The 13,685-nt window shown below is 59.8% G+C and carries 12 protein-coding genes and 3 tRNA genes; 3 read left to right on the top strand and 12 right to left on the bottom strand.

The features are described from left to right. Positions 1-143 precede the first annotated feature (143 nt). Positions 144-668 carry an acyloxyacyl hydrolase gene (locus tag LRL22_RS01950; protein ID WP_270904580.1) on the top strand — a complete coding sequence of 175 codons (525 nt, stop codon included), beginning with the start codon at positions 144-146 and terminating at the stop codon, positions 666-668. A gap of 402 nt (positions 669-1,070) precedes the next feature. On the opposite strand, the gene LRL22_RS01945 is transcribed toward LRL22_RS01950, so the two are convergent. The 11 genes from LRL22_RS01945 to LRL22_RS01895 form a co-directional block, all read right to left on the bottom strand. Next, positions 1,071-1,157: transfer RNA gene (locus LRL22_RS01945), tRNA-Leu, on the bottom strand. A gap of 41 nt (positions 1,158-1,198) precedes the next feature. Beyond that, a tRNA-Cys gene (locus LRL22_RS01940) sits at positions 1,199-1,272 on the bottom strand. A gap of 35 nt (positions 1,273-1,307) precedes the next feature. Then, positions 1,308-1,383, bottom strand: a tRNA-Gly gene (locus LRL22_RS01935). A 181-nt stretch (positions 1,384-1,564) separates the two neighbouring features. After that, a complete protein-coding gene (gene pgsA / locus LRL22_RS01930; RefSeq protein ID WP_031227442.1) occupies positions 1,565-2,119 on the bottom strand; it encodes a CDP-diacylglycerol--glycerol-3-phosphate 3-phosphatidyltransferase in 555 nt (184 codons plus the stop codon). Between the two features lie 199 nt (positions 2,120-2,318). Next, positions 2,319-4,172: an excinuclease ABC subunit UvrC gene (gene uvrC / locus LRL22_RS01925; protein ID WP_270904579.1), complete on the bottom strand. Its 1,854-nt coding sequence runs from the start codon at positions 4,170-4,172 to the stop codon at positions 2,319-2,321. Positions 4,173-4,299: 127 nt separating this feature from the next. Next, positions 4,300-4,944, bottom strand: a complete 645-nt coding sequence (gene uvrY, locus LRL22_RS01920) for a UvrY/SirA/GacA family response regulator transcription factor (RefSeq protein ID WP_005337448.1) — start codon at positions 4,942-4,944, stop codon at positions 4,300-4,302. Positions 4,945-5,156: 212 nt separating this feature from the next. After that, positions 5,157-5,906, bottom strand: a complete 750-nt coding sequence (gene kdsB / locus LRL22_RS01915; RefSeq protein ID WP_201906360.1) for a 3-deoxy-manno-octulosonate cytidylyltransferase — start codon at positions 5,904-5,906, stop codon at positions 5,157-5,159. Then, positions 5,903-6,091 carry a Trm112 family protein gene (locus tag LRL22_RS01910; protein ID WP_005347033.1) on the bottom strand — a complete coding sequence of 63 codons (189 nt, stop codon included), beginning with the start codon at positions 6,089-6,091 and terminating at the stop codon, positions 5,903-5,905. The genes kdsB and LRL22_RS01910 overlap by 4 nt, the downstream gene beginning before the upstream one ends. Before the next feature lie 121 nt (positions 6,092-6,212). Next, on the bottom strand, positions 6,213-7,208 hold the full coding sequence (lpxK, locus tag LRL22_RS01905; RefSeq protein ID WP_270904578.1) for a tetraacyldisaccharide 4'-kinase: 996 nt from the start codon (positions 7,206-7,208) through the stop codon (positions 6,213-6,215). Further along, on the bottom strand, positions 7,208-8,971 hold the full coding sequence (gene msbA, locus LRL22_RS01900) for a lipid A ABC transporter ATP-binding protein/permease MsbA (protein ID WP_270904577.1): 1,764 nt from the start codon (positions 8,969-8,971) through the stop codon (positions 7,208-7,210). The genes lpxK and msbA overlap by 1 nt, the downstream gene beginning before the upstream one ends. Positions 8,972-9,075: 104 nt before the next feature. Continuing rightward, positions 9,076-11,277, bottom strand: a complete 2,202-nt coding sequence (locus tag LRL22_RS01895; RefSeq protein WP_270904576.1) for a DNA internalization-related competence protein ComEC/Rec2 — start codon at positions 11,275-11,277, stop codon at positions 9,076-9,078. Between the two features lie 27 nt (positions 11,278-11,304). Between LRL22_RS01895 and LRL22_RS01890 the strand changes: the two genes are divergently transcribed. Further along, positions 11,305-11,823, top strand: a complete 519-nt coding sequence (locus LRL22_RS01890; RefSeq protein ID WP_005350890.1) for a DUF2062 domain-containing protein — start codon at positions 11,305-11,307, stop codon at positions 11,821-11,823. After that, on the top strand, positions 11,817-12,320 hold the full coding sequence (locus tag LRL22_RS01885; RefSeq protein ID WP_107682359.1) for a DUF2062 domain-containing protein: 504 nt from the start codon (positions 11,817-11,819) through the stop codon (positions 12,318-12,320). Before LRL22_RS01890 ends, LRL22_RS01885 begins: the two co-directional genes overlap by 7 nt. A 106-nt stretch (positions 12,321-12,426) precedes the next feature. Here the strand turns inward: LRL22_RS01885 and LRL22_RS01880 are convergent, their stop codons facing one another. Beyond that, positions 12,427-13,617 carry an amino acid aminotransferase gene (locus tag LRL22_RS01880; protein ID WP_270904575.1) on the bottom strand — a complete coding sequence of 397 codons (1,191 nt, stop codon included), beginning with the start codon at positions 13,615-13,617 and terminating at the stop codon, positions 12,427-12,429. Between the last annotated feature and the right edge of the window lie 68 nt (positions 13,618-13,685).

Raw genomic sequence — 13,685 nt, 5'->3', positions numbered from 1 at the left:
AAATCACATCAGGCCATGCAGATAGTTGATTTTTCATAAATATTTAATTTTTTTAACGAGTGACCATGCATTGACAGGGAGCGCGTCGATTGACTATGCCTGAAGGGTGATCATCAGGATGACAACAAGGATCGGGAGGGGGCATGGACGCTAACACTCTATCAAGGATCGGCCTGCTGACAGCACTGCTCGCCAGTCAGGCTGCAATGGCCAATGACAATATCGTGGTACTGCAGCTTGGCAAGGCCTTCAGCAATGAAAAGCTCGACATCAACATCGCCGACGCCAAGTTCCACCATATGTTTTGGCGTTGGGGAGACTCCGGCTGCCAATTTGGGCTGGGGGTACGTGGCGGTATGCTCAAGGTTGAAGATGAAGAGAGCGCCAGACTGGGGGGCGGCGCCCGTATCGAATGCCAATGGGGTAACTGGGTAACCTGGCTCCCCGGCGAAATGGTCTGGCTCGATCAGTACCAATTTGGCACTCGCGGCCACGGCTACAAGGATTACGGCGGCCCCTTCCAGTTCGCTCTGGGTATCGGTCTCGGTTACGCCATCACCAAGAATTGGCTGATCGGCTATCAGTATGAGCACATGTCCAACGCCTATATGTATGACAAGAACCCGGGGCTGGACAGCCATACCCTCCATATCGAGTACCGGTTCTGATTACAGGCTTATGCCTCGGTCTGTAGACTACGCAACGGAATACAGGTGTGCATGGTCCAAAAGACCAGACGATAACATCGTTCACCAACGGCGATGCCACCCAGAAGAAGAATATCGACGTGCAGCTAGAAGAAACGCAGGAGTGATAACTGGATCCGAGAATGGCCCCACAATGTGGGGCCATTCTCATTTCTCTCTGACAACACACCGAAACATGGCCAGGGAAAGTCGCCGCATGAAGTGCACCATCAGGCAGAGCTGCATCCTACAAGAAGATCCTGTTACTCCACATGACAGGAAGGGTGAACCACTTAAAAAAGCGCTGTCGCCACTTTGTCGCCATTTAGACAAAAGAAAAATGGCCACTATTTCTAGTGGCCTTTCGTAACTCTTTGATTTTAATGGTGCCCGAGGCCGGAATCGAACCGGCACGACGCGAACGTCGAGGGATTTTAAATCCCTTGTGTCTACCGATTTCACCACTCGGGCACCGTAATCGGTATCAAGCTCGCGCCGCGGGCTTGTCAATATGGAGGCACGTTCCGGAGTCGAACCGGACTAAACGGATTTGCAATCCGCTGCATAACCGCTTTGCTAACGCGCCATGCAAAAGAGAGTTGACTCTCTATTGTCTGAATTTGGAGCGGGAAACGAGACTCGAACTCGCGACCCCGACCTTGGCAAGGTCGTGCTCTACCAACTGAGCTATTCCCGCATTGGTCTGGCTGACTGCCTGACTACGAGGACGCATTCTAGCGATGTTCCTCGCCCAGTCAACCAGAAATATTTAATTACCTGATCGTTCGGGCATTTTTTGCCCTTTTTGAACAGTTTTAGCGCCTTTGGCCGTTTCCTGCCTCAAATCAGCGGAAACCTCACCTTGCGGCGCAAGTGACTCACAGGTTGGCGTGGTGGGTCAAATCGCCCCAGGCGGCCTTCATGTACTGGAACATAGACCAGAAGGTGAGCACGGTAGCGACATAGAGCATCACATAGGCGAGCCACACCATCCAGACGTTATATTGCCAAATCAGACCGGTGAGTGACACCATCTGGATCATGGTCTTCCACTTGCCAATCCAGCTGACCGCCACCGAGGAGCGTTTGCCGAGCTCGGCCATCCACTCACGCAGAGCAGAGATGATGATCTCGCGGCCAATCATGGTCATGGCGGGGATGGTCACCCAGATGGTGTTGTAGTGCTCGACGATAACCACCAGTGCGGCGGCAACCATGATCTTGTCGGCAACCGGGTCAAGGAAGGCGCCAAAGGCGGTGGACTGATTGAGCTTGCGAGCCAGATAGCCATCAAACCAGTCGGTGGCAGCGGCCAGAATAAAGATGATGGCGGCAGCCAGATAGGACCATTGATAAGGCAGATAGAACAGGATGACGAAGACGGGAATGAGCAAAATCCGGAAAAACGTCAACAGGTTAGGTATATTTGTCATTATTTTCAGCCACTTCTTGTACGTCGCTACATAGTGCGCCAAAGCCGATTTGCGATGCAACCGCACTGGCGCCCGTCTTGGTCTTTTTAATCCATCAATCTTCTCAAAATGCGAGGGCCATTATGGCATTTACGGCCCCCCCGCGTCACGGCTCTTGTGCATCAAGGAGTTAGCGATTTTGCCATGCTGCTAACCCTGCTCAGGCGCTGTGCAAGCCATCGTGGATGGTCTGGGCCAGCTCCTGACTGATGCCGGGTACCTTGGCCAGTTCATCCACGCTCGCCTTTTTAACCTCCTGCAGGCCGCCCAGATATTTGAGCAGCGCCTGCCGCCGCTTTGGCCCCACCCCCGGAATATCCTCCAGCGTGCTGCTGGTGCGGGCCTTGGCCCGTCTGGCACGGTGGCCGGTAATGGCAAAACGGTGGGATTCATCGCGAATATGCTGAATAAGGTGCAAAGCGGGCATATCTGCCGGCAAATGCAGCTCTTCGTGGCTCTCCCCCATGATAAGCGTTTCCAACCCCGCCTTGCGGGTGACTCCCTTGGCAATCCCCACCAGCAGCGGGTATTTGCCGCCGAGAAACTCCAGCTGGCGCGCCAGGATCTCTTCGGCGCGGCGCAACTGGCCGAGGCCGCCGTCGATAAACAGCACGTCCGGCACCTTGTCCGGCTCCTGCTGCTTGCCAAAGCGGCGCTCCAGCGCCTGCTCCATTGCCGCGTAGTCATCACCACCGGTGATGCCGTCGATGTTGAAACGACGATATTCCGATGAGAGCGGCCCCTCCCGGTTGAACACCACGCAAGAGGCCACCGTGCGCTCCCCCATGGTGTGGGAGATATCGAAACACTCCATGCGGGCGATTGGGCGATCCAGCTCCAGCAGCTCTTCCAGCTGATCGTAGCGAGCAGTAATGGTGCTCTTGTGAGCCAGCCGCGATCGCAGCGCCGTCTCGGCGTTGATGGAGGCGAGCTTGATAAAACGAGCCCGTTCGGCGCGGGTACGGCTCACCACCCGCACCTTGTAGCCTGCGGTCTGGCTCAGAGTCTCGGCGATGACGCTCTCGTCCTCAAGGGCCACATCGAGCAGCACCTCGCTCGGGATCTGCCGCCCCCCCTGCCCCGACAGATAGAACTGCAGCAGGAAGGATTGCACCACCTCATCAAGCTGGGTATCAGCAGGCACTTTCGGGAAGTAGCTGCGTGAGCCGAGCACCTTGCCCTGACGGATAAAGAGCACGTGGATGCAAGCAGCACCTTGCTGGAAGGCGACCCCCACCACATCCAGCTCGTCCAGTACGTTGCCGCTCACCGACTGCTGTTCGGTGACCCGGCGCAGCGCCAGGATCTGATCCCGGTAGCGGGCCGCCTCTTCAAAGCGCAGATCGCCGCTGGCAGACTCCATCTTGCCCACCAGCTCGCCAATCACTTGCTGGTTCTTGCCCGCCAGAAACAGTTTGGCAAGCTCCACCTGCTGGGCATATTCGGCCTCGCTCACCAACCCGGGTACGCAAGGGCCAGCGCAACGCTTGAGCTGATAGAGCAGACAGGGACGGGTGCGGTTGGCATAGACCGCATCCTCGCACTGGCGCACCGGAAAAATCTTCTGCATCAGATGCAAACTCTCGCGCACCGCACCGCCAGAGGGGTATGGGCCGAAGTACTCCCCCTTCACCTTGCGGGCGCCGCGATGGACGCCGATGCGCGGATGCTGGTGCGCGGTGATGATGATCCAGGGGTAGGATTTGTCGTCCCGCAGCAGCACGTTGTAACGGGGCTGGTACTGCTTGATAAGGTTGTGCTCGAGGATCAGCGCCTCGGTCTCGGTGTGGGTGACGGTGACCTGAATATCGGCGATCTGGCGCACCAGGGTGCGGGTCTTGATGCTGTCGACGTTGGTGCGAAAGTAGGAGGCGAGCCGCTTTTTCAGATCCTTGGCCTTGCCCACATAGATCACGGTGCCACCGCTGTCATACATGCGGTAGACGCCACTCTGATGGGTGACGGCGCTCAGAAACGCCTTGCTGTCGAAGAGAGGTTCGGGAGAGAAGGTCATCAGCTACTCGGCTCACACAAAGGCAAAAATTGACGGGCAGAGCATACTGCCCTCGCCGCCCGAAAAGCAAAGGGGCAGAAAAGCAAAAAGGCGGCACTCGCCGCCTTTGTGACCACACGCCAGCCGATTAGAGGGTATCGGCATCCAGCATGCCATAGCGAATGGCCAGATGGGTCAGTTCCACGTCACCGTTGATCCCCAGCTTGCTGAACAGACGATAGCGGTAGCTGTTGACCGTCTTCGGGCTCAGGTTGAGCTGCTCGGAGATATCGGTCACCTTCTGCCCCTTGGTGATCATCATCATGATCTGCAGCTCGCGCTCGGAGAGGGACTTGAAGGGATTCTCGTCAGCGGAGGCAAATTGGCTGAGGGCCATCTGCTGGGCAATCTCCGGGGAGATGTAGCGCTGACCGGAGTGCACCAACCGGATCGCCTGGATCATCTCGTCGGGAGCAGCCCCCTTGGTCAGGTAACCGGCGGCGCCTGCCTGCATCACCTTGGTGGGGAACGGATTTTCTGAATGAATGGTCAGCACTATGATGCGCACATCGGGGCGGATCCGCAGAATTTTGCGGGTCGCTTCCAGACCACCAATACCCGGCATGTTCATGTCCATCAGGATCACGTCCGGATGGTGTTGGCGACAGAACGTAACTGCGGTCTCGCCGCTCTGTGCCTCACCCACCACCTTGATCCCGCGCACATCTTCAAGAATGCGTCTTATCCCTGTACGCACCAGCTCATGATCATCGACCAGGAATACATTTATCACCCAAACACCCCGTTTTATCTCGTTTTAGCCGCCCGGTTAGGGTTAACAGGGCGTCTTGCATCATAACCAAACTCGTCGCTTTGGCAAACCATGCACGCCAAAAGTTTGAGAAAACCCATGTTTAGCGTTTAAAATCAAATAATTATATAAATTTTCAAAACAAAAAACGGTGCCTTGCGACACCGTTTTTCATGACGTTAGTGCTGTGGCCATCACTTGGCCAAAAAGGCCCGCACCTTCTCCAGATCGGCCTGAGTATCCACCCCGACCGGCGGCGCTTCAAGGGCCTGGGCGACGTGGATCTTCTCCCCGTACCAGAGCACCCGCAGTTGCTCCAGTGCCTCGACCTGCTCCAGCACGCTCGGTGCCCAGTCTACGTAACGCTGGATAAAGCCGGCGCGATAGGCATAGATACCGATATGACGCTGGTAGTGGTCACCAATCTGCTCATGGCTCTTGGCAAAGCGATCCCGATCCCACGGGATGCTGGCGCGACTGAAGTAGAGGGCATAGCCATCCTTGTCAGTCACCACCTTGACCGCATTGGGATTGAACGCCTCTTCAGCATCCTTGATCGGCACCGACAAGGTCGCCATCGGCGCCGTGGCGGCGGCCAGATTGTCCGCCACCTGACGAATGATGGCGGGCGGAATGAGCGGCTCATCCCCCTGCACATTGACGATGATGGTATCGGCGGCGAAGCCGTAGTGACGGCACACCTCTGCCAGACGCTCGGTGCCGGACTGGTGATCCGGTGAGGTCATGCACACCTCGACGCCGGTGCTCAGCAGTGCCTGCTGCACCCGCTCGTCATCGGTGGCAACGATCACCCGATCGGCACCTGATTGCAGAGCTTTCTCCACCACATGCTGCACCATGGGCTTGCCATGGATATCCGCCAGCGGCTTGCCCGGCAGACGAGTTGACGCATAGCGGGCAGGAATGACGACGACGAAACTCATGACGGCAGCTCATCGCTGTTGAGAGGACGGGCACGGTTCTCCAGTAGTACCGGGATCCCCTCTTCCAGCGGATAGGCCAGCTTGTCGAAGCGGCAGACCAACTCATGAACTGCTTTGTTGTAATGCAGCTTACCCTTGCAGACCGGGCAGGCGATGATGTCGAGCAACTTGATGTCCAAAGCCAAAACGATACTCCTTCAACGATGTCGCGCTGGCGGCTTCATCACGCCAGCGATGGATGTCGAGCAACCAGCTATTCCATACGGGGCATATCAACCCCCAGCTCCCCCGCCGAGGCGAGAGAGATTAATCTTGCGCCCTGGCCGCGCCCTTTGCCTTCGCCCCCAGCTTGTGCAGCAGGGTGTCGAGCAGGGAGGCGGGCAACTCGGCGCTGACCGGTAGATACCACCAGTTATCGAGGGCAAACGGGCGGCACTTGACCGCATCCTTCTCGGTCATCAGCAGCGGCTTGCTGGCAAAGCGCCCAACCAACTCATCCCGATCGAAGGGGTGATGATCGCCATAGGCGGCCTGCTGCTCCAGCTGGTAGCCGAGCCCTTCCAGGGTGGCAAAGAAGCGGGGCGGATGACCGATCCCCGCCAACGCATCGACCGGCCCCGACAAGGGGGCGGCAAGCGGTGCATCGTCGCGCACCCGGCGCGGGGTGTCGGCGATCAGTTGCATGGGGTACTCCCCCTTGCCCGGTTCACCGCCGTTGCAGATGATGGCGTCCACCCGTTTGAGACGAGTGACCGGCTCGCGCAGCGGCCCCATCGGCAGCAGGCAGGCATTGCCGAAACGGCGCGCTCCGTCCACCACCACCAGCTCGATGTCGCGGGCCAACGCATAGTGCTGCAGACCATCGTCGGTGATGATGATATCCACTTCACCGCTCTGCTCCAGCAGTCGTACCGCGTCGGCCCGTTTTGGGGCAACCACCACGGGGCAGCCGCAGCGCCGGGCAATCAGCACCGGCTCATCACCTGCTTGCGCCGTGGTGCTGGTTTCATCCAGCCGATAGGGGTAATGGGGCGCCTTGCCGCCATAACCACGGCTCACCACCCCGGGGCGATAGCCGCGGGCTTGCAACTGTTCCACCAGCCAGACCACCACCGGCGTCTTGCCGTTGCCGCCCACCGAGATATTGCCCACCACGATCACCGGCAAGGAGGAGCGATACCCCTTGCGCCAGCCGTGGCGATAGGCGTAGCGGCGGGTGCCGCTGATGATGGCAAACAGCAGGGCAAAAGGGGCCAGCAACCAGCGCCAGCCACTTTTGCGATACCAGAGCCGTTCCAGCATCAGGCCTTGTTTCCTGCATTGCCAAACTGAATGGCACGCAGTTGGGCATAGGTGCCGCGCTGCTCCATCAATGCTTCGTGGTTCCCGCGCTCGACGATATGACCTTCGTCGATCACCAGTATCTCGTCCGCCTTCTCGATGGTAGAGAGACGGTGGGCGATCACCAGCGAGGTACGGGCCTTGCAAAGCTCGTCGATAGCCGCCTGAATGTGGCGCTCGGATTCGGTATCGAGGGCCGAGGTGGCCTCATCCAGCAGCAGAACCGGCGCATCGCGCAGCAGGGCGCGGGCAATGGCAACACGCTGGCGCTGACCGCCGGAAAGGGATGCACCGTTTTCGCCAACCACAGTGTCATACCCGTTGCTCATCTTGCTGACAAACTCGTCGGCGTGAGCGATACGGGCTGCCTGCACGATCTGGTCGCGGCTGTATTTGTCTTCCGCCGCGTAGGCGATGTTGTTGGCCACCGAGTCGTTGAACAGGTGAACATGCTGGGAGACCAGCGCGTACTGCTTGCGCAGCTCGCTCAACTTGTATTCGCGGATGTTGATGCCGTCCAGCAGGATCTCGCCCTGATCGATGTCGTAGAAGCGGGTCAGCAGGCTGGCAATGGTACTCTTGCCAGAGCCGGAACGGCCCACCAGCGCCACCGATTTACCCGCCTCCACCTTGAAGCTGACGTTGTGCAGCGCCGGGGTGTCCTTGGTCGGGTAGGTGAAGGTGACGTTGCGAAACTCGATCTCGCCGCGGGCACGTTCCAGAGTACGGGTGCCGGTATCCTGCTCCGGCTCGGTGTCGAGCAGGCCAAACAGACTGTGGCAGGCGGTGATGGCGCGCTGGAACTGGTTGTTGACGTCGGTCAGGCTTTTCAGCGGTTTGAGCAGCATCATCATGGAGGTGATCATGACGGTAAACGTACCGGCAGTCAGGGTTGACTTGACACTGTCGATGGTCGCGACGTAGAGGAAGGCAGCCAGCGCGATGGATGCCACCATCTGCACCACAGGACTGCCGATGGCATCGGCGGCGACCATCTTCATGGTCTGCTGGCGCATGTTGTTGCTGACTTGGAAGAAGCGTTTCTCTTCCACCTTCTGGCCACCAAACATCAGCACCTCTTTGTGCCCTTTGAGCATCTGCTCGGTGGAGGTGGTGATATCCCCTACCGCCTGCTGGATGTGACGGCTGATCTGGCGGAAACGACGGCTGATAAGGCCGATGATGACCCCCACCAGCGGGCCAACCACCAAAAAGATCACCGACAGCTGCCAGGAGTGCCAGAACATCAGGCCGAGCAGGCCGGCCACGGTCGCCCCTTCCCGCACCAGGGTCACCAGCGTGGTGCTCGCCGCCGAGGAGACCTGACTGGCGTCATAGGTCACCTTGGAGAGCAGATGACCGGTATTCTGACGGTCGAAGAAGCTCATCGGCATCGCCACCATGTGATTGAACACCTGCTGTTGCAGACGCATCACGACGTGGTTGCCAACCCAGGCCATGCAGTAGTTGGAGAGAAAGTTGGCGACACCGCGCAGGGCCACGATGCCGAGGACGAAGAAAGGCATCCATTTCAAAACGGTGCTGTCGTTGCCATTAATGCCCTGATCGATCAGCGGCTTGATGGAGTAGACAAAGGTGGTATCCACGGCGGCGTAGCCCAGCATCCCGATGATGCCACCGACCAGGCCCAGCTTGCGATCACGGACATAACCGAGCAGGCGTTTGAATACTGGCCAGCTCTCTTGTGAGGTTTCTTGTTGCATGAATAGCCGTTAGTAATGGAAATGACGGGCTATTCTAGCCAAAGCGCAGGCTTACACCAAGCGCCGCCACCTATATCGCATTCCTCCACGGCAGAAATGGCGGATTATTGCTCAAACCACACTCGCGGTCGCCACCAGTCGTCACTGCGCCGGTACCAGGGCCCCACATCTCGCTCGGCGGTGACGCTCAAGCCCGTTGCGGTGGGTTCGACCAGCATCGCCCCTTGCTGACCGGTGATCCACTGGCGGGCATCCCGATAGCGGGCCACTACATCGGGACGGGGAAAGCCCCACTGATTCATAAAGCCGGCGCTGTGGATCACCTCCTGCGCCGCTACCGCCGCAACAAACGGGGGCGTGGAGGAGGTGCGACTGCCATGATGGGGGCTCACCAGCAAGGTGCTGGCCAACCCCTCTCCCTCCAGCGCTACCAGCCGTTGCTCGGCCTGCCGCTCGATATCGGCGCTCAGCAGCACGCTGCGCTGCCCATCGCTGATACGCACCACGCAGCCATCGTTATTGCGCCCGCCACCGGGGCGCTCGGGCCAGAGCACTGCAAACGAGAGCCCCTGCCAGCGCCACTGTTGCCCACGCTGGCAGAGCGTTGTTCCCTCACTGAAGGGGTAAGAGGAGAGCTCGTGACGCACCGGCATGGCGCTGAACAGTCGCTTGCGATTGCCGGCATGGTCCCGATCCTTGTGACTGATGATGAGGCGATCGATGACCCGGATCCCCAGATGGCTCAGCTGGGGCAGGATCACCGCGTCCGCCATGTTGTAGCCTCCGGGATAACGATCGCCGGTGTCATAGAGGATGGCACGCTCCCCCTTGCTGATCAGCACCGCCAGCCCCTGCCCCACATCCAGCACCCGCAGTTGCCAGCGGGCAGGTGTTGGCCAGAGCGCCAACAACAGCGCACACAGACCCGGTAGCAACAGCCAGCGTGCCGGGCGCCACTGCGCGGCGAACCAGAGCAGCAACAGCAGGGTGCAAAGCGGCAGCCACCAGCCGGGCAGTGGCCACCACAGTTGCAGTTGATCGGCTAGCCAGTTCAGGATCGTCAGCACCCACCCGATCCCCAGATCCGTCAGCCAGAACAGACCATAGGCGAGCGAGGTGGAGAGCGGCGCAAGCAGCACACCGATCAGGGCCAGCGGAATGATAGCGATACAAAAGAGCGGCACCGCCAACAGGTTGATCACCATGGCAAGGGGCGCTATCCCCTCGAACAACGCCAGCTGCAGCGGCAGTAGACCGAGCAGCAGCCAGAGCTGGATCTGCCAGAGCCCCGGCTTGTCGTAGACATATCCCACCAGCAGCAAGATGGCCACCGCCAGAAACGAGAGCCAGAAGCCGGCCGAATAGAGGGAGAAGGGATCCCAGAGGGTAAGCACAACAAAGGCCCACAGCCAGATGCGCCAGGCCGGCCACTCTCGCCGGCTCCAGCGCAGCACACTCCACACCAGCACCATGATCAGGGCCCGCTCGGTCGCCACCGCAAACCCGGCCAACGCGCTGTAGACGGCGGCAAACAGCAGGGAGGTGATGATGGCGCCGCGCAGACCAAACAACCTGCCCAACCACCACCCGAGCACCGCCACCAGCGCGATGTGTTGCCCTGAAATGGCGATGATATGGGTCAGGCCGCTGCCGCGAAACAGCTCCCACTGGGCATCCGTGATGCCGCTCTGCTCGCCAAAAGTGAGCGCCGCCAGCAAGGGGGCATAGTCAAGCGGACGCCAACTCTCGGTCGCGGCCCCCAACCAGCGTTCACGCCACCCCGCTGGTGCCTGTTGAATGTCGATCACCCGCCGCAAATTGCCAGTGGCAGTGATCCCCTTGCCCAGCAGCAGACGCCGCCCATCCAGCCCCGCCTCGTTGGCCAGACCGTGAGCCGGTTTCAACGAGGTCACCAGGGTGATCCGGCTACCTACCGTCATGGCGGGCAATGCCTGATAGGCATTGACCCGGATCAGGGGCTCAGGTGTCACCGGTTGCTCGTCGAGGGTGCTCACCCGCAGCAGCAGCCGGACAAATTTATCCCCCTCGGGCTCTGCACTTTGCAGCTCTGCGGTTATCATGTGGCTCGTCTGATCGCCCAACCGCTCCAGCCAGGCCAGCCGATAGGCAAGATTGGCCTGCATCCAGAGGATGCCGAGCAGAAGAAACAGCCACAGCCAGGCACGGCAATATGCAAGGGGGATCAGCAGGGACAGCAACAGGCCCCCCCATGCGAGTGAAGGTAACCATGGCCAGAGCAGTGAGGAGCTTGCCCCTAGGGCAAACGACAACAGACGCAGATCCATGGAGCAAGTATTTAGCAAGGTTTCAATATGCCCAAACGACTCATTAAACGCTGGATGCCCGATCAGCAAACCCTGAAAGAACACAAGCACCTGCGGCTGTTCGGCAAACTGCTGCTCGATGCCAACCTCTGGCACCTCAACCGCCGCTCGGCCGCCGGGGCATTTGCAGTGGGCCTCTTCATGGCCTGGGTGCCGCTCCCCTGCCAGATGCTGTTGGCCGCCGGTGGCGCCATCCTGTGCCGGGTCAATCTGCCGCTCTCGGTGGCGCTGGTCTGGCTCTCCAACCCCTTTACCATGCCGCCCCTGCTCTATGGCGCCTATCTGGTGGGTTGCCAGTTGCTGGGACATTCGGCGCAGCAGATAGAGATTGAATTCACTTGGGAGTGGCTGGTCTCGGTACTGGGCACAGTGGCACCGCCGCTGTTGCTGGGCTCGCTGATCCTGGCCCTGCTCAGTTCCCTTATCGGCTACACCCTGATCCGCACCTTCTGGCGGATCAGCACGGTGCGCCAGTGGCAAAAACGCAAGATGGCACGCCCATGCTGAGTCGCTGGTTTGCCCGCTTCAAGCTAGATCCCGATACCCTGCGCCAACAGAAGTGGTTTGCCCTGTTTGGTGAGCGACTGCTTGCCCCAGCCCTCTGGCAAGGGGGCACTCGCGCCCTGAGCGGCGCGGTGGCGGCCGGGATCTTCGCCTGCTGGTTCCCCATCCCGATGCACTCGCTTATCGCAGTCGGTCTGGCGCTGGCATTCAGCCTCAACCTGCCGCTGGCACTGCTGGCGGTCTGGTTCAACAATCCGCTGACCCTGCCATTCATGTATCTCTACGCCTATCGCACCGGCTGTCTGGTGCTGCACAAGACGCCGGAGCCTTTCCACCTCAGCTGGACCCTCCACTGGCTGGAGCAGGAGGCGGCCACCCTGGTGCCCCCCTTCCTGCTCGGCAGCCTGCTGCTGGCGGTACTCACCGCCCTGAGCGGCGGCGTCCTGACCGCGCTGCTGTTACAACTGCGCAAGCTGTGGCAAGGTGCCCGCCAACAGTGAGTCCCCCTTCCTATCGTTTGACGATCAGCCGTTGGCGATCAAAAAAGCCCGTCACCAAGGTGACGGGCTTTTTCATGGCATAGTGCCAGAGCGCAAGGTGATGCGATTACAGCACCTTGGCGATCGCCTCGCACAGGGGATCGATATTGGCGCGGGTAATACCGGCCACGCTGATCCGGCCTGAGCCGACGATGTAGATGGCAAATTCGCTCTTGAGGCGCTCCACCTGATCCTTGGTGAGACCGGAGAAGGAGAACATGCCGTTCTGCTCGCGGATAAAGCTGAAATCCTGGCTCACGCCGAGGGCAGCCAGCTTCTCTACCAGCAATTCGCGCATCTCGCGAATGCGCACCCGCATGGCAGCCACTTCTTCGACCCACTCGGCATAGAGAGCCGGATCGCTCACCACGGCGGTGACCACAGCGGCGCCGTGTGACGGCGGGTTGGAGTAGTTGGCACGAATGACTGTCTTGACCTGAGTGAAGGCCACATCGGCGATCTCTTTGGTCGCGCTGACCAGCGTGAAGGCGCCGACCCGCTCGTTGTAGAGGCCGAAGTTCTTGGAGAAAGAGCTCGCCACCAGCAGCTCGTCATGGCACTCGGCGAAGATACGCAGGCCTTCGGCATCCTCTTCGATACCACGGGCAAAACCCTGATAGGCAAAGTCAAACAGCGGCAACCAGCCGGCGGCAGCACTCTGCTTGGCCAGAGCGCGCCACTGATCGCTAGTGGGGTCGATACCGGTCGGGTTGTGGCAGCAGCCGTGCAGCAGCACCAGCTCACCCGGCCGCACTTCGGCCAGCGAAGCCTGCATGGCGGCAAAGTCGAGCCCCTTGGTGGCGGCGTCGTAGTACTTGTACCACTTGACGGTCAGACCGGCGGCCTGGAATACGCTGACGTGGTTGGCCCAAGTGGGATCGGAGATCCAGATGGTCTTGGCCAGACCGTTGCGCACCACGAATTCGGCCGCGATACGCAGGGCACCGGTACCGCCCGGCGCTTGCGCGGTCTTGGCGCGGCCACTGGCAACCAGCGCAGAGTGCTGCCCGAACAGCAGTTGCTGCACGATGCGGCCATATTCGATATTGCCTTCAATACCGAGATAGTTCTTGGTCTTCTCGTCGGTCAGCAGCTTCTGCTCGGCTTTCTTGACGCAGTGAAGAATGGGGGTGGCACCGGACTCGTCCTTGTAGATCCCTACGCCCAGATTGATCTTGTGGCTGCGAGAGTCAGCGCGGAAGGCTTCGGTCAGGCCCAGGATCGGATCCGCTGGGGCGGCAACAACCTTTTCAAACATGGTATTCCCTGTATTCCGTTGAGTTCGTTGGGTGGCAAAGCGGCTTGATAAACAAAAGCGCTCATCTG

It is taken from the genome of Aeromonas sp. PI_26, assembly GCF_027854445.1.
Lineage (GTDB): Bacteria > Pseudomonadota > Gammaproteobacteria > Enterobacterales > Aeromonadaceae > Aeromonas > Aeromonas veronii.
The sequence above is the reverse complement of the archived record's forward strand: the minus strand, read 5'-3'. Positions and strand labels throughout refer to the sequence as shown.

Coding starts and splice junctions, on each gene's coding strand:
- LRL22_RS01950 (WP_270904580.1), top strand. CDS start 144: ATGGACGCTAACACTCTATCAAGGATCGGCCTGCTGACAGCACTGCTC.
- pgsA (WP_031227442.1), bottom strand. CDS start 2,119: ATGACAAATATACCTAACCTGTTGACGTTTTTCCGGATTTTGCTCATT.
- uvrC (WP_270904579.1), bottom strand. CDS start 4,172: ATGACCTTCTCTCCCGAACCTCTCTTCGACAGCAAGGCGTTTCTGAGC.
- kdsB (WP_201906360.1), bottom strand. CDS start 5,906: ATGAGTTTCGTCGTCGTCATTCCTGCCCGCTATGCGTCAACTCGTCTG.
- lpxK (WP_270904578.1), bottom strand. CDS start 7,208: ATGCTGGAACGGCTCTGGTATCGCAAAAGTGGCTGGCGCTGGTTGCTG.
- msbA (WP_270904577.1), bottom strand. CDS start 8,971: ATGCAACAAGAAACCTCACAAGAGAGCTGGCCAGTATTCAAACGCCTG.
- LRL22_RS01895 (WP_270904576.1), bottom strand. CDS start 11,277: ATGGATCTGCGTCTGTTGTCGTTTGCCCTAGGGGCAAGCTCCTCACTG.
- LRL22_RS01890 (WP_005350890.1), top strand. CDS start 11,305: ATGCCCAAACGACTCATTAAACGCTGGATGCCCGATCAGCAAACCCTG.
- LRL22_RS01885 (WP_107682359.1), top strand. CDS start 11,817: ATGCTGAGTCGCTGGTTTGCCCGCTTCAAGCTAGATCCCGATACCCTG.
- LRL22_RS01880 (WP_270904575.1), bottom strand. CDS start 13,617: ATGTTTGAAAAGGTTGTTGCCGCCCCAGCGGATCCGATCCTGGGCCTG.